Annotated in this window: 17 protein-coding genes and 1 pseudogene; 14 read left to right on the forward strand and 4 right to left on the reverse strand. The window is 74.8% G+C overall.

The window, feature by feature from the left end; translation table 11 throughout:
• Nucleotides 1–21 precede the first annotated feature (21 nt).
• From QFZ64_RS27385 to QFZ64_RS27435, 11 genes and pseudogenes are all read left to right on the forward strand, one after another.
• Nucleotides 22–1,647, forward strand: coding sequence for a carbamoyltransferase C-terminal domain-containing protein (locus tag QFZ64_RS27385; RefSeq protein ID WP_307070182.1), 1,626 nt, complete (start codon nucleotides 22–24; stop codon nucleotides 1,645–1,647).
• Nucleotides 1,644–2,675 carry a glycosyltransferase gene (locus QFZ64_RS27390; RefSeq protein ID WP_307070184.1) on the forward strand — a complete coding sequence of 344 codons (1,032 nt, stop codon included), beginning with the start codon at nucleotides 1,644–1,646 and terminating at the stop codon, nucleotides 2,673–2,675. Before QFZ64_RS27385 ends, QFZ64_RS27390 begins: the two co-directional genes overlap by 4 nt.
• A complete protein-coding gene (locus QFZ64_RS27395) occupies nucleotides 2,672–3,325 on the forward strand; it encodes an HAD family hydrolase (protein ID WP_307070186.1) in 654 nt (217 codons plus the stop codon). The genes QFZ64_RS27390 and QFZ64_RS27395 overlap by 4 nt, the downstream gene beginning before the upstream one ends.
• Nucleotides 3,322–4,419 (forward strand): glycosyltransferase family 9 protein, encoded by a 1,098-nt coding sequence (locus QFZ64_RS27400; RefSeq protein ID WP_307070189.1) that lies wholly within the window; start codon nucleotides 3,322–3,324, stop codon nucleotides 4,417–4,419. The genes QFZ64_RS27395 and QFZ64_RS27400 overlap by 4 nt, the downstream gene beginning before the upstream one ends.
• On the forward strand, nucleotides 4,416–5,378 hold the full coding sequence (locus tag QFZ64_RS27405) for a glycosyltransferase (protein WP_307070191.1): 963 nt from the start codon (nucleotides 4,416–4,418) through the stop codon (nucleotides 5,376–5,378). The genes QFZ64_RS27400 and QFZ64_RS27405 overlap by 4 nt, the downstream gene beginning before the upstream one ends.
• A complete protein-coding gene (locus QFZ64_RS27410) occupies nucleotides 5,375–6,715 on the forward strand; it encodes a glycosyltransferase (protein WP_307070193.1) in 1,341 nt (446 codons plus the stop codon). The genes QFZ64_RS27405 and QFZ64_RS27410 overlap by 4 nt, the downstream gene beginning before the upstream one ends.
• A 107-nt stretch (nucleotides 6,716–6,822) precedes the next feature.
• A pseudogene (locus tag QFZ64_RS27415) lies at nucleotides 6,823–7,392 on the forward strand (SIS domain-containing protein); the annotation flags it as partial.
• A gap of 352 nt (nucleotides 7,393–7,744) precedes the next feature.
• Nucleotides 7,745–9,274, forward strand: coding sequence for a D-glycero-beta-D-manno-heptose 1-phosphate adenylyltransferase (gene rfaE2 / locus QFZ64_RS27420; protein ID WP_307070196.1), 1,530 nt, complete (start codon nucleotides 7,745–7,747; stop codon nucleotides 9,272–9,274).
• 52 nt (nucleotides 9,275–9,326) lie between these two features.
• Nucleotides 9,327–10,382, forward strand: a complete 1,056-nt coding sequence (locus tag QFZ64_RS27425; protein WP_307070198.1) for a glycosyltransferase family 9 protein — start codon at nucleotides 9,327–9,329, stop codon at nucleotides 10,380–10,382.
• Between the two features lie 8 nt (nucleotides 10,383–10,390).
• Nucleotides 10,391–11,278, forward strand: coding sequence for a glycosyltransferase family 2 protein (locus QFZ64_RS27430; RefSeq protein WP_307070201.1), 888 nt, complete (start codon nucleotides 10,391–10,393; stop codon nucleotides 11,276–11,278).
• Complete coding sequence (locus tag QFZ64_RS27435; protein WP_307070203.1) at nucleotides 11,275–12,282, forward strand: glycosyltransferase family 2 protein; 1,008 nt, start codon at nucleotides 11,275–11,277, stop codon at nucleotides 12,280–12,282. Before QFZ64_RS27430 ends, QFZ64_RS27435 begins: the two co-directional genes overlap by 4 nt.
• A gap of 153 nt (nucleotides 12,283–12,435) precedes the next feature.
• On the opposite strand, the gene QFZ64_RS27440 is transcribed toward QFZ64_RS27435, so the two are convergent.
• Together QFZ64_RS27440 and QFZ64_RS27445 are read right to left on the reverse strand one after the other, a co-directional pair.
• Nucleotides 12,436–13,095 (reverse strand): hypothetical protein, encoded by a 660-nt coding sequence (locus QFZ64_RS27440; protein WP_307070205.1) that lies wholly within the window; start codon nucleotides 13,093–13,095, stop codon nucleotides 12,436–12,438.
• A gap of 15 nt (nucleotides 13,096–13,110) precedes the next feature.
• Nucleotides 13,111–17,514 carry a polymorphic toxin-type HINT domain-containing protein gene (locus tag QFZ64_RS27445; protein WP_307070207.1) on the reverse strand — a complete coding sequence of 1,468 codons (4,404 nt, stop codon included), beginning with the start codon at nucleotides 17,512–17,514 and terminating at the stop codon, nucleotides 13,111–13,113.
• A gap of 580 nt (nucleotides 17,515–18,094) precedes the next feature.
• Between QFZ64_RS27445 and QFZ64_RS27450 the strand changes: the two genes are divergently transcribed.
• Together QFZ64_RS27450 and QFZ64_RS27455 are read left to right on the forward strand one after the other, a co-directional pair.
• Nucleotides 18,095–18,988, forward strand: a complete 894-nt coding sequence (locus QFZ64_RS27450; protein ID WP_307070209.1) for a VCBS repeat-containing protein — start codon at nucleotides 18,095–18,097, stop codon at nucleotides 18,986–18,988.
• Between the two features lie 156 nt (nucleotides 18,989–19,144).
• A complete protein-coding gene (locus QFZ64_RS27455; RefSeq protein ID WP_307070211.1) occupies nucleotides 19,145–19,375 on the forward strand; it encodes a hypothetical protein in 231 nt (76 codons plus the stop codon).
• Between the two features lie 92 nt (nucleotides 19,376–19,467).
• Here the strand turns inward: QFZ64_RS27455 and QFZ64_RS27460 are convergent, their stop codons facing one another.
• Nucleotides 19,468–19,761: a DUF3618 domain-containing protein gene (locus QFZ64_RS27460; RefSeq protein ID WP_307070213.1), complete on the reverse strand. Its 294-nt coding sequence runs from the start codon at nucleotides 19,759–19,761 to the stop codon at nucleotides 19,468–19,470.
• 114 nt (nucleotides 19,762–19,875) lie between these two features.
• Nucleotides 19,876–20,994: a YihY/virulence factor BrkB family protein gene (locus QFZ64_RS27465; protein ID WP_307070214.1), complete on the reverse strand. Its 1,119-nt coding sequence runs from the start codon at nucleotides 20,992–20,994 to the stop codon at nucleotides 19,876–19,878.
• A 194-nt stretch (nucleotides 20,995–21,188) separates the two neighbouring features.
• On the opposite strand from QFZ64_RS27465, the gene QFZ64_RS27470 reads away from it, so the two are divergent.
• Complete coding sequence (locus QFZ64_RS27470) at nucleotides 21,189–21,344, forward strand: hypothetical protein (protein WP_307070215.1); 156 nt, start codon at nucleotides 21,189–21,191, stop codon at nucleotides 21,342–21,344.
• The last annotated feature ends 28 nt before the right edge of the window (nucleotides 21,345–21,372 follow it).

Below are 21,372 nucleotides of genomic sequence, written 5' to 3' on the forward strand. Positions count from 1 at the left end.
ACACGCGACGGAGTTCCCACCATGCGCATCCTTGGCGTCAACGCCCTCTTCCACGACCCCGCCGCCGCCCTCGTCGTCGACGGCGTCACGGTCGCGGCCGCGGAGGAGGAGCGCTTCAGCCGGCGCAAGCACGGCAAGCGCCCGGTGCCGTTCTCCGCGTGGGAGCTGCCGGAGCAGGCGGCCCGCTGGTGTCTCGCGCGGGCCGGCGTACGCGCCGCCGAACTCGACGCGGTCGCGTACTCCTTCGACCCCGGCCTCGCCCGCCCGGCCGCCGACATGGGCCTGTTCGACCCCTGGGACCCGCTGCGCCTGGAGTACGCCCGCCGCGCCCCCGAGTTCCTTGCCGAGACGCTGCCCGGACTGGACCCCGGCAAGGTCGTGTTCGTGCCGCACCACGTCGCGCACGCCGCCTCCGCCGGGCCCGCCTCCCCGCACCCGGACAGCGCCGTCCTCGTCCTGGACGGCCGCGGCGAGGCAGCCTCCCACCTCGCAGGCCGCTACGAGGGCGGAGAACTGCACACCCTCGCCCAGCAGACGCTGCCGCACTCCCTCGGCCTGGTCTACGAGGAACTCACCGAGCACCTCGGCTTCCTGCGCTCCAGCGACGAGTACAAGGTGATGGCGCTCGCCTCCTACGGCAAGCCCCGCTTCCTGCCCCAGATGCGCCAGCTCGTGCACGCCACCGGCGACGGCGGCTTCACCGCCCACGGCGTCGACTGGGCCGCCCTCGCGCCCGCCCGCGCCGGGGACGAGGAGTGGAACCAGGACCACGCCGACCTCGCCGCCAGCACCCAGGCCGTCCTTGAGGAGACCCTGCTGGAACTCGCGCAGTGGCTGCACGCCGCGGCCGGCGGCGACTCGCTCGCCATGGCCGGCGGCGTGGCACTCAACTGCGTCGCCAACTCCAGGCTCGCCCGCCTCGGCCCGTACCGGAACGTGTGGGTCCAGCCCGCCGCCGGCGACGCCGGCACCGCGCTCGGCGCCGCCCTCCACCTCGCCCGCGACCCGGTACCGATGCGCGGCGCCGACCTCGGCCGCGGCTGGAGCGACGACGAGATCCGGCACTGGCTCGACGAGGCCGCCGTACCGTACGAGCGGCCCGACGACATCGCCGAGACGGTCGCCGGGGAACTCGCCCGCGACGGCGTCGTCGCCTGGTTCCAGGGCCGCAGCGAGTTCGGGCCGCGCGCGCTCGGCCACCGCTCCCTGATGGCCCACCCAGGCCGCGCCGAGAACCTCGAACGCCTCAACCGGGTCAAGGGGCGCGAGGAGTTCCGCCCGGTCGCCCCCATGGTGCTCGCCGACCGCGCCGCCGACCTGTTCGACGGGCCGCTGCCCAGCCCGTACATGCTCTTCGTGCACGACGTGCGCCGCGACTGGCGCGCGCGCATCCCCGCCGTCGTCCACGTCGACGGCACCGCCCGCGTCCAGACCGTCGACGAGGGCCAGGAGCCGCTCGTCGCCCGGATGCTGGCCGCGTTCGAACGGCGCACCGGCATCCCGGTCGTCGTCAACACCAGCCTCAACACGGCAGGCCGGCCGATGGTCGACGACCCGCGCGACGCGCTGGAGTGCTTCGGCTCCGCGCCCGTGGACCTGCTCGCGATCGGGCCGTTCGCCGTCCGCCGCGGGAGGGCGTTCGCATGACAGGTCCCCATGAGCCGACGGACGGGCCGCTGTACGCGGTGGTGATACCGACCCTCGTCCGCGCCACGCTCGCCGACTGCCTCGCCGCGCTCGCCGCCGCGACCGGGCCGCGGCCGGCCGAGATCGTCCTCGTCGACGACCGTCCGGAGGCGGACGCCGACCCCGCCGCGCTCGCGCACCCGCTGCGGATACTGGGCGAACTGCGCGACCGCACACGGGTGTTGACGAGCGGCGGACGCGGACCCGCCGCCGCCCGCAACACCGGGGCACGGGCCGTGGGCGCGCCCTGGACGGTCTTCCTCGACGACGACGTCCAGGTCGGACCGCACTGGTGCGCCCAACTCGCCGAGGACATCGGGGAAGCACCCGACGACACCGCCGGCATCCAGGGCGTCATCGCCGTGCCGCTGCCCGGCGAACGCCGCCCCACCGACTGGGAACGCGGCACCGCCGGGCTCGCCGAGGCACGTTGGATCACCGCCGACATGGCCTACCGCACCGCCGTCCTCAAGGAGGTCGGCGGCTTCGACGAACGCTTCCGCCGCGCCTTCCGCGAGGACGCCGACCTCGCGCTGCGCGTCCTGGACGCCGGGTGGGGCATCCGGCGCGGGCGGCGCACCACCCGCCATCCGGTGCGGCCCGCCGACCGCTGGGTCTCGCTGCGCGCCCAGCGCGGCAACGCCGACGACGCGCTCATGAGTCGGCTGCACGGCCCCGGCTGGTGGACCGAGGCCGCGGCGCCGCGCGGCCGCATCCGCACCCACGTCGCCGTCACGGCCACCGGTGCGGGCGCCTGCGCCCTCGCCGCCCTCGGCCGGCCCCGCGCCGCCGCCGCCCTCGGCCTCGGCTGGGCACTGGGCACCGCCGAGTTCGCCTGGGCCCGCATCGCGCCGGGACCGCGCACCCGGCACGAGGTCGGCACGATGCTCGCGACCAGCGTCCTGATCCCGCCCGCCGCCACCTGGCACCGGCTCGCCGGCGCATGGCACCACCGACGGGCCCCCGCCTGGCGGGAGGTGACGTCATGACCGGCACGCGAGCCGCCCACAGCACTCGCGGTGGTGCGGCGCCCGCCCTGCGCGCCGTGCTGTTCGACCGGGACGGGACCCTCGTCGAGGACGTGCCCTACAACGGCGACCCCGAGCGGGTCCGGCCCGTCGCCGGGGCGCGCGAGGCGCTGGCGCTGCTGCGCGGGCGCGGCATCCGGACCGCCGTCGTCAGCAACCAGTCCGGGGTGGCGCGCGGGCTGCTCGGCGCCGCCGACGTCGTACGGGTCAACGCGCGGATCGACGCGCTGCTCGGACCGTTCGACACCTGGGCAGTGTGCCCGCACGGGCCGGGCGACGGATGCGCCTGCCGCAAGCCCGCGCCCGGACTCGTGCGCGCCGCCGCGGAACGGCTCGGCGTCCCCGTCCGGAACTGCGCCGTCGTCGGCGACATCGGCGCCGACATCGAGGCCGCCCGCCGGGCCGGGACGTACGGCGTGCTCGTGCCGACGCCGGTGACCCGGGCGGAGGAGATCGCCGGCGCGGCGTACACGGCGCCCGACCTGGGGGCGGCCGTGCGCATGCTGCTGGGTGGCCTCGCACCTGGTGATGACCGCGCCGTCGAGACCGGCGATGCGGCCGGTGAGCCGGTCCCCGGTGACGCCACCGCCGTACCCGGGGGGCCCGCATGACCGCCCGGCGCACCGCCGGCCGGGCGCTCGTCGCGCGGCTCGACAGCTTCGGCGACGTGCTGCTCGCGGGGCCCGCCGTCCGCGCCGTCGCCGCCCGCGCCGAGCACGTCACGTTCCTGTGCGGGTCCAAGGGCGAGCCCGCCGCCCGGCTGCTGCCCGGGGTGGACGACGTCCTCGTGTGGGACGCCCCCTGGGCCGGGTTCGAGGCACCGGACGTGGACCGGGCGGACATCGACCGGCTCACCCGCCGCGTCGACGCCGACACCGCGCTCGTCCTCACCTCCTTCCACCAGTCCCCGCTGCCCACCGCGCTCGTGCTGCGGCTGGCCGGGGTCGCCCGGATCGCCGCCGACAGCGAGGACCACCCGGGATCCCTCCTCGACGTACGGCACCACCGGGCGCCGCACGCGCACGAGGTGGAGGCCGCGCTCGACCTGGCCGCCGCCGCCGGGTTCCCGGCCGTGGACGACGGGCGCCTCCGTATCCGTCCCACCCCCGACACGGCCGCGACGACCGGGAGTTCGCCGTACGTCGTGGTGCACCCCGGCGCCAGTGTCCCCGCCCGCGCCTGGAGCCCCGACCGCTGCGCCCAGGCCGTGCGCGAACTCGCCGCCGCCGGGCACCGCGTGGTCGTCACGGGCGGCGCGGGGGAGCGGGAGCTCACCGCGCACGTGGCCGGGGAACGTGGGCTCGACCTCGGCGGCCGGACCGACGCCGCACGGCTCGCGGGCGTCCTCGCCGGCGCCTCGGCCGTCGTCACCGGCAACACCGGGCCCGCGCACCTCGCCGCCGCCGTCGGCACCCCCGTCGTCTCCCTGTTCGCGCCCGTCGTACCCGCCGAACGCTGGCGGCCGTACGGCGTGCCGTGCGTGCTGCTCGGCGACCAGGACGCGCCGTGCGCCGACAGCAGGGCGCGGACCTGCCCGGTGCCCGGCCACCCCTGCCTGGACTCGGTCACCGCGCACGACGTGCTGGCCGCCGTCGAGAAGGTGGCCGTGAGGGAGACGGCCGTGAAGGAGACGGCCGTGAAAGGGGAGGGCGTGAAGGGGGAGGCCGGGGAGAAAGAGGCCGTCGAGAAGGTGAGGGCCGTATGAGGATCCTGATCTGGCATGTGCACGGCTCCTGGACCACCGCGTTCGTCCAGGGCCCGCACACCTACGTCGTCCCCGTCACCCCCGGCCGCGGCCCCGACGGCCTCGGCCGGGCCCGCACCTGGGACTGGCCCGCCTCTGTCGTCGAGCTCCCGCCCGAGGAGCTCCGGGACACCGACCTCGACCTCGTGGTGCTGCAGCGCCCGCACGAGTTCGCGCTCGCCCGGAAGTGGCTCGGCCGCACCCCCGGCCGGGACGTGCCCGCCGTCTACCTCGAGCACAACGCCCCGCACGGGAACGTCCCCGACACCCGGCACCCGGCCGCCGATCTGCCCGGCATCCCCGTCGTGCACGTCACCCACTTCAACCGACTGATGTGGGACACCGGTCCGGCCCCGTCCACCGTCGTCGAGCACGGCATCGTCGACCCCGGTCCGCTCTGCACCGGCGAGCTGCCGCACGCGGCCGTCGTCGTCAACGAGCCGATGCGGCGCGGCCGTACCACCGGCACCGACCTGCTGCCCGCCTTCGCCGCCGCCGTGCCGCTCGACGTGTTCGGCATGGGCACCGCGGGCCTCGCCGGCCACCTGGGCCTGGACCCCGCGCGCTGCCGGGACCACGAACTCGTGCAGAGCGAACTGCACACGGCGCTCGCCCGGCGCCGCCTCTACGTCCACCCCGTGCGCTGGACCTCCCTCGGTCTGTCCCTGCTGGAGGCGATGCACCTGGGCATGCCCGTGGTCGCCCTCGCCACCACCGAGGTCGTCGAGGCCGTGCCCGAGGACGCCGGGGTGGTGTCCAACCGGATCGACGTACTCACCGACGCCGTGCGGGAGTTCGTCGCCGACCCCGAGCTGGCGCGCCGCACCGGCGCGCGGGCCCGGTCGGCGGCACTCGCCCGCTACGGGCTTCCCCGCTTCCTCGACGACTGGGAGCGGCTGTTCAAGGAGGTGACCCGATGAGGATCGCCATGGTGTCCGAGCACGCGAGCCCGCTCGCCCCGCTCGGCGGCCCCGACGCCGGCGGCCAGAACGTGTACGTGGCGCGCCTGGCGCAGGAAATGACCAGGCGCGGCCACCAGGTCACCGTCTACACCCGGCGTGACACGGACGCGCTCCCGGACCGGGTGCCGCTGGCGTGCGGCGCCGTCGTCGAGCACGTACCGGCCGGACCGGCGGAGCCGATCCCGAAGGACGAACTCCTCGCCCACATGCCCGCGTTCGGGGCGCACCTGGCCCGGGTCTGGGCGCGCGAACGGGACCGGCCGGAGGTGGTGCACGCGCACTTCTGGATGTCCGGCATCGCCGCGCAGCTCGGCGCGCACCCGCACGGCATCCCGGTCGTGCAGACGTTCCACGCCCTCGGCACGGTCAAGCGACGCCACCAGGGGGCGGCCGACACCAGCCCGCCCGAGCGGATCGGCGTGGAGCGGGGGCTCGGCCGTACATGCGACCGGGTGCTGGCCACGTGCAGCGACGAGGTCCGTGAACTCGCCGCGATGGGCGTCCCGCGGCGCCGGGTGTCGGTGGTGCCGTGCGGGGTCGACGCGGAACACTTCCGGCCGGACGGCGGGGCGGTGCGGTCCGACGGGGGGCGGTTCGGTTCCGGTGGTGGGGCGCCGCGGGCGCACGGCAGGCGGTTCGGCTCCGAAGGCGGACGGGGTCCGTCGAACGGCGTCGCACCCGGCGACGCGTGGCGGCCGCCCGAGCGGCGGGCGGCGCACCGGCTGCTCGCCGTCGGCCGGCTGGTCCCGCGCAAGGGCTACGACCAGGCCGTCCGCGCCCTGCCCCGCGTCCCCGACACCGAACTGCTCGTCGCCGGCGGCCCCCCGGAGCACCTGCCGGCCGACGGCCCGGAGGCCCGGCGGCTGCTCCGGCTCGCCGAGGACCTCGGCGTCGGCGACCGCGTACGACTGCTCGGCGCGGTCGACCCGGCGCGGATGCCGGAGCTCATGCGCTCCGGCGACCTGGTGCTGTGCACCCCCGCCTACGAACCCTTCGGGATCGTGCCCCTGGAGGCGATGGCGTGCGGCGTACCGGTCGTCGCCACCGACGTCGGCGGCCACCGCGACAGCGTGGCCGACCGGGTCACCGGCCGGCTCGTCCCGCCCGGCGATACCGGCGCGATCGCCGCGGCGGTCCGGGAACTCCTGGACGACACCGTGCTGCGCCGGCGCTACGGCGCCGCCGGCCGTGACCGCGTCCTCGCCCGGTTCACCTGGCAGCGGGTCGCCCTCGGCGCGGAACAGGTGTACCGCCAGGTCGCGGCGGACCGGGAACCGCGCACGGAGGTCGCGTGACGCGCGGCCCGCGTACGGCACGCCCGCGTACGGCACGCGGCGCGCTCCCCGGAGCGCCACCGCCGCGTGAGCCGACCGGAGAGCCCTCTCGCGGAGGAGAAGGACCGATGACATGCACACCCGTCGTGAGCCATTGCGACGAACTCCTCGACGCCCTGGGGCCGTTCCGCCGCTCGGCCGCGCTGGCCGGCCACTGGGGGGAGCGGCTCGCCGCCGTGCTGTGCGGCGGCGGCCGGCTGCTGGCCGCGGGCAACGGGGGCAGCGCGGCACAGGCCCAGCACCTCACGGCCGAACTCGTCGGCCGCTACCGCACCGACCGCCCGCCGTTCTCCGCGATCGCCCTCCACGCGGACACCTCCAGCACGACGGCGATCGCCAACGACTACGGCGTCGACGAGCTGTTCGCCCGCCAGGTGCGCGCCCACGGCCGCCCCGGCGACCTCCTGATCCTGCTGTCGACCAGCGGCGCCAGCGCCAACCTGCTCTCCGCGGCGGACGCCGGCCGGGCCGCCGGCCTGCACGTGTGGGCGTTGACCGGCCCCGCCCCCAACCCGCTGGCCGCCGCGGCCGACGAGGCGTTCTGCGTGGACGCCCCGTCGACGGCGACGGTGCAGGAACTCCACCTGGTCGCCGTGCACATGGTGTGCGCGGCCTTCGACGACGCGCTGGAGGCGGGCGGTCTCCTCCACGCCGGGCCCACCACGACACACGGCACGGGCATCGCCCGCTCCCTGAGCACGCGGGGCACGGCCGCCGACGGGACCGCGCGGGGCGGCGCCGCTCTCCCGCGTGACGGTGCGCTTCCGCGTGACGGTGCGCGTCGGCTCGACGGTGCGCGTCGGCCCGACGGTGTGCGTCGGCCCGACGGTGTGCCGGCCGACGGGAACCCCCGACCGGGTGGCGGGCCGGCCGACGGCACCCCCCGGCCCGGCCGGTCCGGCGAGGGGCGCGCGGCCCCGGCCCCCCGCGGCGGGACCGGCCGGCACCGTGCCGTGCCCGAGGACGGCACCGGGCGGAAGGAACGGCGTGATGCCGGCTGACTCCTTGACGGCGGGCTCCGTGAGGGCTGACTCCGCGGGACGCGCGCCGCTGCTCGTCGTCGGGGACGCGCTGCTCGACCGGGACGTCTCCGGCCGCGCCGAGCGGCTCGCCCCCGACGCCCCCGTCCCCGTCGTCGCCGACGGGGAGGAACGGCTGCGGCCCGGCGGCGCCGCCCTCGCCGCCTACCTCGCCGCCCGCGACGGCCGCGAGGTCACCCTCGTCACCGCCCTCGGTGACGACCCGGCCGCCCGCGAGCTGCGCCGGCTCCTCGAACCCTGGCTCACCCTGATCGCCCTGCCCGCCACCGGCCCGCTGCCCGAGAAGACCCGGGTGCTGGCCCAGGACCGCCCGCTGGTCCGCGTCGACCGGGGCACCGGCCGCGCCGCCGCCGCCACCGACGAGGCCCGCGCCGCGATCCGCTCGGCGCGCGCGGTGCTCGTCTCCGACTACGGCCGCGGCGCCGCCGACGTCCTGCGCGACGCCCTCACCGAACGGCCCCCGGCCGTCTGGGACCCGCACCCCCGCGGCGGCCCGCCGGTGCCCGGCACCCGCCTGGTCACCCCGGCCGCGGCCGAGGCCAAGGCGTTCGCCGCGGCGGGCGGCGCCACCGTCCACGACAACGACCTGCGCGCCACCGCGCACGGCGCCGCCGCCCTCGTACGGGACTGGAGGGTCGGCTCGGTCGCCGTCACCCTCGGCGCCCGTGGCGCGTTGCTCTCCTACGGCGACTTCCCGCTGCTCGTCCCGGCGCCCGAGACACACGGCGGTGACAGTTGCGGCGCGGGCGACCGGTTCGCCGCCACCGCCGCCGGGCTGCTCGCCGACGGCGCCGCCACCGACGAGGCGGTGCAGGGCGCGGTCACCACCGCCAGCGCCTTCGTGGGCGCCGGCGGGGCGGGCGGGCTGCGGTGGGAGACGGCCGGTTCGAAGGCCCGTACGGCCGACCCGGCAGCCCGTCGTACGCCCGGGGCACAGGTCCGCACCGGCGGCCCGGCCGACCCCGACCGGACCCACCCGGGCTCGGCGACCGGCGACGCCGAGCGGCTCATCGCCCATGTCCGCGCCACCGGCGGCACGGTCGTCGCCGCCGGCGGCTGCTTCGACCTCCTGCACGCCGGCCACGTCGGACTGCTCCAGGCGGCCCGGCGCATCGGCGACTGCCTCGTCGTCTGCGTCAACTCCGACGCCTCCGTACGCCGCCGCAAGGGCGACGGCCGCCCCGTCAACCCCCTCGCGGACCGGGTCCGCGTGCTGCGCGCCCTGGAGTGCGTGGACGCCGTCGCCGTCTTCGACGAGGACACCCCCGAGGCCCTGCTCACCCGGCTCAAGCCCGACGTGTGGGTCAAGGGCGGCGACTACACCCACGCCGATCTGCCCGAGGCCGTCCTGCTCGACGGCTGGGGCGGCCAGACCGTCCTGCTGCCCTACCTCGACGGCCGCTCCAGCACCCGCCTCGCCGCACGCGCGGCAGCCGCCGCGGCGGCCGCCGGGGGCGGGGGCGGAGGGCGCAGCGGCTGACCCGTCCTCCCCACCCCGACCGTCCCCGCTCTACACCCCGGAGCCCCTCCTCATGACCCAGCGCCCCGCCCCGCCGCCGCCCCCCACCGCCTCCCGCCCCCGCCTCCTCGTCCTGCGGGCGCTGGGGCTCGGGGACCTGCTCGCCGGGGTGCCCGCGCTGCGCGCGCTGCGCCGGGCCCTCCCCGGGCACGAGGTCGTGCTGGCCGCGCCCGCCGGGCTGGCCCCCCTCGCCGGGGCGAGCGGCGCCGTCGACCGGCTGCTGCCCGCCGCCGCCCCCGGCCGGGCCGTACCCACCGCCCTCGACTGGACCGGACCGCCCCCCGACCTCGCCGTCGACCTGCACGGCAAGGGCCCCGAGAGCCTCCGCCCGCTCCGGGCGCTGCGCCCCCGCCGCGTCCTCGCCTTCGCGGCCCCGGACGGCCCGCCCTGGTACGCCGAGGAGCACGAGCGCGACCGCTGGTGCCGGCTGCTCACCTCCTACGGCATCCCCGCCGACCCCACCGACCTGCGCCTCCCCCCGCCGGACGCGCCCTCCCCGGCACCCGGCGCGGTCGTCCTGCACCCCGGCGCCGGGGCGCCCTCCCGCTGCTGGCCGGTCGACCGGTACGCCGCCGTCGCCACCGCCCTCCGCGCCCGGGGCCGACGGGTCGTCGTCACCGGCGGGCCGGGGGAAGAGGCGCTGGTGACCGCGCTCGCCGAGCACGCGGACGTGCCCGCCGAGGACGTCCTCGCCGGCGGCCTGCCCTTCGGCACCCTCGCCGCGCTCGTCGCGGGCGCCCGCGCGGTCGTCAGCGGCGACACCGGCATCGCCCACCTCGCGGTCGCGTACGGCACCCCGTCGGTCACCCTCTTCGGGCCCGTCCCGCCCAGCCGGTGGGGCCCGCCCGCGCACCCCCGCCACCGCGCCCTGTGGCACCCCGGCCCGCCCGGCGATCCGCACGCCCGCACCCCCGACCCGGCACTGCTCCGCATCGGCCCCGACGAGGTCCTCGACGCCCTCGGCCGCCTGCCCGCGCGCACCGACAGCGACGGGCCCACACCACCGACCCCACCGGCCCGGGACACCCCACCCGCCCCCCACGCTCCGCTCCCCGCCCCCTCCCGGTGACCCTCCCCATGACCCGCGCACCCTCCGTCGGCATCGCCCTCGCCACCCGCAACCGGGCCGGCTCCCTCGCGACCGCCCTCGACCACCTGCTCGCCCTCCCGGAACGGCCCCCCGTCGTGGTCGCCGACAACGGCTCCACCGACGGCACCCGCGCCCTGCTCGCCCGCCGTTTCCCCCAGGTGCGTGTGCTCCCCCTCCCGGCCAACCGGGGCGCCCTCGCCCGCACCGACGCCGTACGCGCCCTCGACACCCCCTACGTGGCGTTCAGCGACGACGACTCCTGGTGGGAACCCGGCGCGCTCGCCACCGCCGCCCGGCTGCTCGACACCCACCCCCGGCTCGGACTGCTCTCCGCGCGCACCCTCGTGGGCCCCGCCGAGGAGCCCGACCCGCTCAACACCGTCCTCGCCCGCTCCCCCCTCGGCACCGACCCCGACCTGCCCGGCACCCGCGTCCTCGGCTTCCTCGCCTGCGCGGTCGTCGCCCGCCGCACCGCCTACCTCGACGCGGGCGGCTACCACCCGCTGCTGTTCTTCGGCGGCGAGGAGACCCTGCTCGCCTACGACCTCGCCGCCCTCGGCTGGGGCGTCACCCACTGCCCCGAGGTGGTCGCCCACCACCACCCGGCGCCCTCGGCCCGCCCGCACCGCTCCGCCGTCGTACGCCGCAACGAACTGCTCACCGCCTGGCTGCGCCGCCCCCTGCCGTACGCCGCCGGCCGCACCCGGCGGCTGGCCGCCGACGCCCGCCACGACCCCGCCGCCCGTCGCGCACTGCGCGAGACGCTGCTGCGCCTGCCGGCCGCGCTGCGACAGCGCCGCCCGCTGCCGCCGGAGGTCGAACGCGCCGCCCGCCTCCTCGACCACGACCGCGCACGCCAGGAAGCGCCGGCATGACACACCCGGACGAGGCGGCACGCCGGAACGGGACAGCGCACCCGGAGGCGGCACGGCGGGACGAGGCGGCGCACCCGGACGAGACAGCGCGCCCGGAGGCGGCGGCGCACCCGGACCCCCGTACGACCGTCGTCGTCATCACCCACAACCGGCGCCCCGAACTCCTGCGCACGATTGACGAGTTGGCCGCGCTCCCGGAGGCGCCGCCGGTGATCGTCACCGACAACGGCTCCACCGACGGCAGCGCCGACGCGGTCGCCGCACGGCACCCCTGGGTCACCCTGCTGCGGCCCGGCCGCAACCTCGGCGCGGTCGGCCGCAACCTCGCCGTCGAGCGCGTGCGCACGCCCTACGTGGCGTTCTGCGACGACGACTCCTGGTGGGAACCGGGCTCCCTGCCCGCGGCGGCCGACCTGCTCGACCGGCACCCGCGGCTCGCCGCCGTCACCGCGCGCATCCTCGTCGAACCGGCGGGGACGGAGGACCCGATCGTCGCCGAACTGCGCGACTCGCCGATCCCCGGCCCCGACTGGCTGCCCGGACCCGCACTCGGCTCCTTCCTCGCGGCGGCGACCGTCCTGCGCACGGACGCGTTCCGCGCGGCCGGCGGCTTCTCGCCGCGGCTGTGGCTGGGCGGCGAGGAGGAACTGCTGGCGGCGGACCTGGCGGCGGCCGGATGGTGGCTCGCCTACGCGGAGGAGCTGACGATCCACCACGCGCCCTCGGCGGCCCGCGACGCGTCGCTGCGCCGCGCGCACGGCATCCGGAACACGCTGTGGTTCTCCTGGCTGCGCAGGCCGGCCGGGGTGGCGCTGCGCAAGACGGCGCACATGGCGCGGACGGTGCCGCGGGACACGACGTCCCTGCGCGGCTTCGCGCTGGCCGCGGCCGGCGCGGGCTGGGTGGCACGCGAGCGGAAGGTGGTCCCACCGGAGGTGGAACGAAGACTCCGCCTCCTTGACGCCCCCCAACGCCGCTCCACGGCCCGCCAGTACGGCCCCTGACCGCCTGATCCCCTGCCCCCGACCCCCTGACCCCGGCCGACGGGTCCCCGGGCGGATGTGCCCGGCGTGCGGCCCGGCACGAAGGAACCCCGCCAGGGACCACCCGGCGGGGTTCGATCCGGCCGTTGACGCGGCCTTACGGGTTCACCGGCCTCACTCCTCGGTCAAGGCGGCGCGCAGGTACGCGATCAGGTCACCGGTCGGCACCTCGGTCCAGACGTCCTCCGGAACTCCGACCCGCCTGACCTCGTGACGTCCTCCGTCGTCCTGGTGCACCAGGACCTGGCGGCCGGCCGCGTCCAGCGCTTCCACCCGAAGGCGCACCGCGCCGTGCGAGACCGTGGGGAACATCCGCCGCAGTACCCCGTCCGAGTGGAGGCGGCGCAGAAGATCCCATTGCCGCCGGTAGTACTCGGTCGACAGCAGGGCGGACCACTGCGAGGCAGCCGGCTCCCCCCGTGCGAGGTCCCCGGCGAGTTCGTTGAGATCCATGAACGGGAACCGTGCGGCCAGCACGTCGAACGGAAGGCCTTCCCGCCATGCGGCGACGGCCTCCACGAGCAGCCCGAGATCCCCCGTGGCCCCGATCTCCCAGCGGAAATCGGGGATGTGGACCCCGAGCCGGAAGAGCCGTTCCCCCGTGGCCATGCCGACGGCCAGGTACCCCCTCGGCGTCTCGATGCCGATGACGCCGTGGGCCCAGGGGGCGAGTCCGATGTCCAGTCCGCGCAGCCGCGCCACCTCCCTCATGGCGGACGCGAGGCCGCCGGAAGCGGTCACGTCCGGGTACAGATCTTCTCCGTGCGCGTCCATATGCCTTCGGCCCCCTCAGCAGTGGCAGTACCCGATGACAGAACCCTTCACGGGCTTCAGTTCACCCAACTCCGAGAAGTTGGGCACGCTCGTCGGCGGGTCCAGCTTCATGGCGCCCCCGGTTCCGGACGGCGAATAGAACTTCACCGAACTCCAGGGGCGCTGACCGTTGGCGACCGCTCTGGCAATCATGGACATCTCGTAGTCCGTGGCTGGTCCGGCCTCACCGGCCAGCAGGCCGCGCTTGGCGGCTGCCATGAATCCGCCGAGATCGTTCAGCCCCGTCAGGTTGACGTGCAGCACGACACCCGGATCGGCGATCGCCATCTCCGCCTGCCGGGCGAAGTCCTGCGGAGCCACCTGCGAGAAGGTCCAGAACCTGTTCTCGGGAAGACCGGCCCACGCGTCGAGCGCCCCCTTGTTCTGCCACCCCAGGGCGATCTTGCAGTTGTGGACGAGTACCGGAGTGGCGCCCGCGAACACGAAGAACGTGTGCAGTTCGCCGACCGTGAGGTCGTACACCTCGTGCGGGGACAGACCCGGGCGGTCGAGGAGGGCGGTCACGGGGCGGACGGTGCCGTCCGATGTACGCAGGCGGTCACCGACGTGCAGCTCCGACACCAGGGTCCACCCGCGATCCACCACGTAGAACCGGTGGCCGGCGGTGCTGCTCAGCCTGCCCCCACCGGCGACGGTGATGTCCATCAGCCGCCGGGTGTCGTGTCGGAAGGTGTCCGTGATCCGCCGGTCGCTCAAGCGGCCGGAGTCCGGATCCATGGACCGCACACGGTCTCCCACACCCACCTGGCTGATGGGCCGGCGCGAACCGTCCGCCATGAGCACCTCGGTGGTGCCGGGGAAACTGTTGATCCGGCAGCCCATGCGCATCGCCTCGGTCAGCCGCGCCGACCGCTCGATACCTGCCAGCGCCGCCGCGTCGATGTCCAGCGTGCGCAGCGCCGCCAGGGCCTCGGTGACTCCGGTGCCGGTGCGCAGCGAGATGTTCACGGCCTTGACCGCGTCGGCGATCGCGGCCAGGGGCACGTCGAGCGGGAAATAGGTGGCGAGACTCCACGCGCAGGCGGACTTGTCGCCGTGCCAGCAGTCCATCAGGTCCTCGGCGAAGAAGGAGAACAGGATTCCCCCCGGTACGTCGCCGAAGAGGCTCTGCCAACCGGCGCGGACGATGTCCTTGCCGGAGAAGTGGTGCGTCCAGCCGTCGATGTGGACGTCCTTCAGTGACGCCCGCTTCAGGAACTGCCATGCCGCCTTCGGGCACCCCTCGGCCGTGGCCTGGGCCTCGGCGTCGGCGCACAGGTAGTAGTCGGCCTCGTAGGTGACGACCAGGTTGTACATGGCGTCGCAGCCCGAGAAGGCCGCTTCCGGCATGCCCGGACACGTGCCGATCTGACGGGAACCGACGATCTCGACCGTTGACTCGTCGGGAACGGCGAACACACCGGGAATGCCCGTACCGGTTCCTTCGGCACTCGCCTGGTTGGCCTTCTCCCGCTCCGCGCGGTCGGAGGCCTCCTGTGCCTCCTTGGCGTACTTGTCCGCGTCCTTGGCAGCCTCCTCGGCCGCGTCCGCGTCCGCGTCCGCCTGGTTCGCGGCCGTCCGTGCGTCCTTCGCCGCCGTCTCCGCCCGGGTCGCCGCCTCGCGGGCCGCCTGGGCGTCCAGGGCCGCCTGGTCCGCCGAGGTGCGGGCGTCCGTGGCATAGCTCTCGGCCCGGTCCGCCGCCGTGTCCGCGGCGGCCGCGTCCTCCGTGGCCCGGCGGTCGTACTCTATGGTGCGCGCCAGGGACTGGGTCGCCTTGGCCGCCGCTGTGGCGGCCGCCGCCGAGTAGCCGAGGGCTTCCTTGGCGTAGCCGCGGGCCTCGGAGGCGTATGCCGCCGCGTCCGCCGCCGACTGCAGGGCGGCCTTCGCGTCCGCCGTCGCCTTGTCCGCCAGGCTTTTGGCGAGGGCCGCTTCCTTCACGGCGTTCTTGGCATGCGCGTCGGCGACCGCCGCCTGCTGTTCGGCGATGGTCTTCGCGTTCTGGCCGACCAGGACGACCAGGCCGGCCGCCGAGTCCTTGGTGAGGTACGGGGAGCCGAGCTGGATGGCGTCGTTGGCGGGGTCGGCGACGCGGGACGCCGCTTGGTGGGCGTCGACCGCCGCCTGTGCGGTGCTGTAGGCGAAACCTGCCGCCTTGGCCGCCGCCACCCGCGCCGTCACCGATTCCTTCAGTGCCGCGTCCGCGTCGTCCTTGGCCTCCTTGGCGTGCTTCTCGGCCGCGTCGGCGGCTTCGACCGCCAAGTCCGCCTCGGCAGCGGCATGCTGGGACGCGGCGATGGCGTCCGCCGCCGCGCTTGTAGCCGTACGCACCGCCGCGTCCGCCGTCAGTTTGTCCGCCTGGGCCGCGTCGGAGTTCGCGCGGGCCCGGTCGGCGGCCGCCTCCGCGCGGGTGGCCGCCGCGTCCGCGTCTGCTGCCGCCTGGGTGGCGGCGTCGGCGGCGGTCCGGGCGTTCTTCGCCGCGGTCTCCGCCGTCGTGGCCTGGCGGTCCGCCTCGTCGGCCGCCGCACGCGCGGCGGTTGCCGCGTCGCCCGCGTCCAGTGAGTCGGCGTAGGCATCCTTCGCGTCGGCCTTGGCGCGGGCCGCGTCGGCCTTCTGCTCGGCGTCCCACGCGTCGTCCCGCTTCGCCTTGGCGTCGTCGCGTGCCGCTTCCGCGTCCGCGCGCCGCGCGGACGCGGTGCCCGCCGCGGTCTGGGCCTTCGTCTTGGCGTCCTGCGCCGTGGAGTCGTAGGCCTCGGCATCCTCGCGATGCCGGGCGGCTTCCGCCTGCTTGGCGGCGGCGGTCTCCTTCTCCTCCTTGGCCGTCTGCTCCTCGGCCTCCGCCGCGAGGCGTTTCTTGTGCGCGTCCTCCGCGGCGTCCTTGGCGTCGCCCTCGGCCGTCAGCGCCACTTCCAGCTTGGCCTCGGCGGTCTCCTTGTCCGCCTTGGCGTTGTCACGGTGGTCCTTCGCCGCCTCCGATGCCCACTTAGCCTGCAACTCGGCGTACTGCGCGGACTCCTTGCGGAACTCCGCCTTGGACTGCGCCGCCTGGGTGATCGCGCGCTGGGCGATCGTCGCACTGTCGGCGGCGGAGGCGTGCGTGGCCGCCTCCGCCGTCTGCCCGGCGATCACCATGGCGTCCAGCGCGGCCGTGATGCCGTGCGTGACCTGTGCCTTCTGCTGTGCGACGAGGAGACCGCGCCCGCGTGGGGCGCCCTCCGCGTCGGCCGTGGCGTACGCGTCCTGCACCGCGGTGTCGCTGGTGGTCACCGCTCGTTTCGCGGCGGCCGCCTGCTGCTTGAGGAGGATCAGCTGCGCCTTGCTGACCGACTGCGCGTGCGCCAAGTTGTTCTTGGCCAGCGTGAACTGCGCCGCGTCCGGCGGGAACGCGTCGTCCTTGCCTGCGCCTCCGGGGGACCAGTACCCCTGCCACTGCGCGATGTGGTCGGCCGCCCAGGAGTAGCCGAGCATGTTGCCGAGGATCTTCGAACCGGAGACCAGGGACTTGGCCGCTGTCGTGTTGGCGGTCAGGATCTGGTTGCGCTGGGTGGCCTGCGAGGCGATCTCCTGCTGCCACTCGGCGGCGGCGGACGTCTCCTCCTGTCCCAGCACCGTGTTGGGGTCGATCGGATCGCGCCACGCACAGGCGCCGAAGCGGGTCTTGAGGTCCTCCACCGCGATCCGGAATTCGGCACTGTCCGGCTGCGGCGCCGACCTGGGGAAACCGCCCGACTGCAGGAAGATGCGGGCGTTGTCCGCACCCGTCGGTTCGAGATTCCAGTCCGTCAGATACTCGAAGGCCTGCTTCTCGTCATATGTCGAGTCGGAACCACTCGGGGCATCCTCGCCGTAAAGCGGACCGCCCACCGCGGTCACCACGTTCTTCGTCGCCTCGTCGGCCCTGCCGGTGGGGTCCTCGTAGAAGTCGCTCTCCTGCTTCCAGTACTGGTCGAAGTACCACTGGGAGAGGCCGGTCTGCTGGAACAGGCCCTGCTTGTCGTCGCCGGGATGTCCGGGCGCCCAGTAGAAGTCGGCGTCGGGCATGACCGCCGGGTGCTGCAGGCCTGCCAGCTGCGCCTCCCATCGGTCCTCCATGGGCCCGATGGCTTCACTCGCCCTGTCGGCGTCCGCCTTGTCCTCGGCGAGCGCCTGACTGAGCGGTGTCCCGTCCCAGTAGTCGCGGTCGGCCAGCTCGTGTAACCGGTCCGCCGGCTGGTTCAACGCGTCCTGCGCGACGGCCGCCATGGACGGGCCGCCCAGTTGCAGCACCCCGTTCATCAGGCACTGGTCCTCCCGCAGTTGCTCGGCGGCCGTGGTCTCGTACCAGTCCTGGCTGACGTTCTCCGTGCGGTCGTCCTGCCCGGGAGTCAGGGCACCTGGATTCACAGCCAGTCCTGTGAGGAGGGCCAGCGCGGTGACGGAGGTCAGCCCCGGCGCGCGCCGGGCGAGTCCCCCTCTGCCGCGTTTCCCGCTTCTCCCGCGCCTGTCCGGTGTTCTTCCGAATCTCAACCCGCGTCCCTTCGCACACCGTCATCGACGGTGTGTTGATGGCATGGGCCTGACATCACCTCCTCCGGGCCGGTGGCATCACACGCGAGTCGGCGGGCATGGCGACCTGGCGCGAGGTGATCGCCCGACCGTATCGAGAGGCGTGATCTTCACTGATACGCCATAGCGAAGTCACAGTAGTCACACAGCTGACGCATATGACAAGCTCTCCGAGTCGATCACTTCGGACAGTGATCGACAGCCCTCCACTCGCTGACTGTTCGTCACTACCGTTGTGACAGAGGCTTGTTGCCCGGCTACCGAGCAAGACCCTACGGCTCCGCGTGGCGCGGTGGCCGACGCATGCGTGCGGCACCCTTCGCCGCCGCACCCGAACCTCTGCAGGGGAGACCCGATGCAAGGCACCAGCAATGGCCGTTCGCTCACATCGCTTTCGCGGCTCGCTCTCGTCCTCGCCATGGGAACTCTGTCCACGGCCGCGGCCGGCACCGCTTCCGCTGACACCAGCGCTTCGCCCACCTCCGCGGACGCCGCCCGGATCACACGGGCCGCTCATATCCCGCAGGAGGCCGTGTCCGGGCCCTCCCGCACTCCGACCGCCGCCGCATCGCCGGCTACGGCCGCCTCGGGGACGGCCGCCGTCTTCGGCATGTTCGCCATCGATACCAGGGGCAACCTGTATTCCTACGCCCCCGACAGCGCCGACGTCCTCGCCCCGCGCGAACAGCTCGCCACCGACTTCGCGGACGTCCGCACGGCCGGCAGCGCCGACGACGACGGCGACGGCGTCGCGGACGACACCTGGGTCTGGACCACCAACGGCGGACTGTCCAGCAGTTACGGCTATGTGGGAGGCGGCTGGAACATCTACGACAGCGTCTTCACGCCCGGCGATCTCGGCGGCGCCCAGGGATACGACGTACTCGGCCGCGACGCCGACGGCGTGCTGTGGTTCTACTACGGGTACGGCGACGGCACTCTCACCGCGCGCCACAAGGTCGGCTCCTCATGGGACCAGTACACCCAGCTCACTGGCAAGGGCGACCTCACGGGCGATCAGCGGCCCGACCTTGTCGCGCGCGACTCCTCCGGCGTCCTGTGGCTCTACAAGGGCACCGGAGACGGCAACGCCCCCTTCGAGGCACGCACGAAGGTCGGTTCCGGATGGAACCAGTTCGACGCCCTCGTCGCCACCGGCGACATGGACCTCGACGGCAAGGCCGACCTCATCGCCCGCCAGCCGAGCGGTGACCTGTACTTCTACCGGGGCACAGGTGACGCGGCCGCCCCGTTCGCGGCGAAGCGGCAGGTCGGGCACGGCTACCAGACCTACCGCGTCATGTTCTCCTGAACGCCTCTCCTGAATGCCTCACCTGAAAGCGTCTGCTGCGGTGCGCAGAGGTGCGCGGGGCCGAACACCTTCGGTCACCGGACCTTCACCTCGGCCGCCCCTTCTTCTCGCCCGTGCGGGGCACCCGCTTCCGGGCAGCGTATCGAGGGGGTTTCCGTGTTCGTCGTCGCAGTGTCGCTTCTTCCCGTCGCGGCGGTCACGCTGGCCGCGCTCTCCTGGTGGGAGGAGCGGCTGTTCGGCGGTCCCGCCGCCGAGTCACCCCGCCATGCCCGTACGTCCTCGCGCCGCCGGCACCTGCGCCTGATCCACGGGGGCCGCGCCGCCCGTGCGGCCGGGACGGCGGCAGGCGACGGGAACGCGGCGACGGCACGGCGGGACGCCGCCTGAGGCACACGCCGTGACGCGGGCCGGGGGTACGGCGCACGACGCCCCCGGAGCCGCGCGCCCTGGGGGCGTCGTACCTACGGTCACGTGGCGCGTCAGTGCCGGCGCACCCTCCACGTGATGAGCAGGCCCACTCCCACGGCCACCGCGGCCGCCGCCGCGAGCACGGGCACCGGCCGTTCCCGTACGCCCTGCGACACCCGGGACGCCCGCTCCCCGGCGCGTTCGCGGACGGCCTCCGCCTTCTCGCGGGCGCGGGCCTTCACGTCCGTCTTCGCGGCCAGTTCCTCGACGGTGCGGCCCAGTTCCTCGCGGGTGTGCGCGATCTGTTCGCGCAGTTCCTCCTTGGTGGCGGGACCGGCCCCGTCGGACGCACTGCGTTCAGCCATCGACATGTCCTTTCCTCGTGCTCGTGAGTTCCTCGTCGGTTCCTCGGCGGTTCCTCATGGGTGTGACAGCCGTACCCGCGGCTCGGTGGCGTGGTGACCGGGAGGCCCCGTGACTCAGCCGATCGGTCCCTCGCCCTCGGCGCGGCGCCTGTCCTGCTCGTCCCACGTCCGGGTGTCCCGCGGCTCGGCGTACGGCTCCTCGTCCGGCGGGAGCCCGCCGGCCACCGCCCGCTGCCGTGCCGTCTCCGCGTCGAACTCCAGGCCCAGCAGGATCGCCAGGTTGCTGATCCACAGCCACACCAGGAAGACGATGACGCCGGCCATGGTCCCGTACGTCTTGTTGTACGAGCCGAAGTTGGCCACGTAGAACGCGAACCCGCCGGAGGCCACCAGCCAGATCAGCAGCGCCAGCAGGCTGCCGGGGGTGATCCACCTGAAGCCCTGTACCTTCGCGTTGGGCGTGGACCAGTACAGGATCGCGATCATGAGAACCACCAGCAGCACCAGGACCGGCCACTTGGCGATCGACCACACCGTCAGCGCCGTGTCGCCCAGACCCAGCGCGTCACCGGCCCGCTTGGCGATGCCGCCGGTGAACACCACGATGAACGAGCTGATGAGCGCCAGCACCATCAGCACCACCGTCACGGCCATCCGCAGCGGCAGCACCTTCCAGACCGGGCGGCCCTCGGGCACGTCGTAGACCGCGTTGGCGGTGCGGATGAACGCGGCGATGTAGCCCGACGCCGACCACAACGCCAGGACGAGGCCGACCACCGCCATGATCGAGCCGGTGCCGCCGCTGCCCTGCAACTGGTGCACCGCGTCGGTGAGGATGGTCGAGGCCGAGCCGGGGGCGAGGCTGTGGACCTGGTCCAGAAGCTTGTCCGTGGTCGACTTCCCGGTCATGCCGAGGATCGAGACCAGGACCAGCAGCGCCGGGAACAGGGCCAGCACCCCGTAGTAGGTGAGCGCGGCGGCGCGGTCGGTCAGCTCGTCGTCCTTGAACTCGCGCAGGGTGCCCTTGAGCACCTCCTTCCAGGAGCGTGCGGGCAGCTCCGTCGGAGTGTCCGGGGCCCTGCGCTCGACCTGCGCGTCCGGGCCGTACCGCCGGTCGTCCCTGACCGAGCCCGTGCGGGTGTCCTTCACCGATTCCGTGCGGGTGTCCGCGTCCGCGGCCGTGCCGGCGTCCGCGTCGTGGTGCCTGTGTGCGAGTTTCGATAGCCGCGACATGGAGTCCGGGTATCCCCGACGGGCCCGCTCACGCTCCGGACACGCTGCGACCGCGTACCCCCGTTCGCAGGGGCCCACCGGCATCGGCCCGGTACCTCCGTGCACGGCGTCGTGCCGGCCGTTTGGCGCGGGGGTGCCGGGTAACCCGGACGGGGCGAAACGATCTGTCCCCGAACGGACCGGACGGAGATGTCATGGACGAGCAGGTCACCCCTTCGCAGGCGGAGGGCGAGCGGGACGACGAGGACGCGACGACCGACGGACGCGCCGACTTTCCGCACCCGACGCCCTCGCAGGCCGAGGGCGAGCGCGACCCGGAGCCCGGCGAACAGGAGCCCGGCCGGATCTGAGGTGCGGATCCGACGCCGAGGCCCACCA

This window comes from Streptomyces sp. B3I8 (assembly GCF_030816915.1).
In the GTDB taxonomy this organism is placed as follows: Bacteria; Actinomycetota; Actinomycetes; order Streptomycetales; family Streptomycetaceae; genus Streptomyces.

Coding starts and splice junctions, on each gene's coding strand:
- QFZ64_RS27385 (WP_307070182.1), top strand. CDS start 22: ATGCGCATCCTTGGCGTCAACGCCCTCTTCCACGACCCCGCCGCCGCC.
- QFZ64_RS27390 (WP_307070184.1), top strand. CDS start 1,644: ATGACAGGTCCCCATGAGCCGACGGACGGGCCGCTGTACGCGGTGGTG.
- QFZ64_RS27395 (WP_307070186.1), top strand. CDS start 2,672: ATGACCGGCACGCGAGCCGCCCACAGCACTCGCGGTGGTGCGGCGCCC.
- QFZ64_RS27400 (WP_307070189.1), top strand. CDS start 3,322: ATGACCGCCCGGCGCACCGCCGGCCGGGCGCTCGTCGCGCGGCTCGAC.
- QFZ64_RS27405 (WP_307070191.1), top strand. CDS start 4,416: ATGAGGATCCTGATCTGGCATGTGCACGGCTCCTGGACCACCGCGTTC.
- QFZ64_RS27410 (WP_307070193.1), top strand. CDS start 5,375: ATGAGGATCGCCATGGTGTCCGAGCACGCGAGCCCGCTCGCCCCGCTC.
- rfaE2 (WP_307070196.1), top strand. CDS start 7,745: ATGCCGGCTGACTCCTTGACGGCGGGCTCCGTGAGGGCTGACTCCGCG.
- QFZ64_RS27425 (WP_307070198.1), top strand. CDS start 9,327: ATGACCCAGCGCCCCGCCCCGCCGCCGCCCCCCACCGCCTCCCGCCCC.
- QFZ64_RS27430 (WP_307070201.1), top strand. CDS start 10,391: ATGACCCGCGCACCCTCCGTCGGCATCGCCCTCGCCACCCGCAACCGG.
- QFZ64_RS27435 (WP_307070203.1), top strand. CDS start 11,275: ATGACACACCCGGACGAGGCGGCACGCCGGAACGGGACAGCGCACCCG.
- QFZ64_RS27440 (WP_307070205.1), bottom strand. CDS start 13,095: ATGGACGCGCACGGAGAAGATCTGTACCCGGACGTGACCGCTTCCGGC.
- QFZ64_RS27450 (WP_307070209.1), top strand. CDS start 18,095: ATGGGAACTCTGTCCACGGCCGCGGCCGGCACCGCTTCCGCTGACACC.
- QFZ64_RS27460 (WP_307070213.1), bottom strand. CDS start 19,761: ATGGCTGAACGCAGTGCGTCCGACGGGGCCGGTCCCGCCACCAAGGAG.
- QFZ64_RS27465 (WP_307070214.1), bottom strand. CDS start 20,994: ATGTCGCGGCTATCGAAACTCGCACACAGGCACCACGACGCGGACGCC.
- QFZ64_RS27470 (WP_307070215.1), top strand. CDS start 21,189: ATGGACGAGCAGGTCACCCCTTCGCAGGCGGAGGGCGAGCGGGACGAC.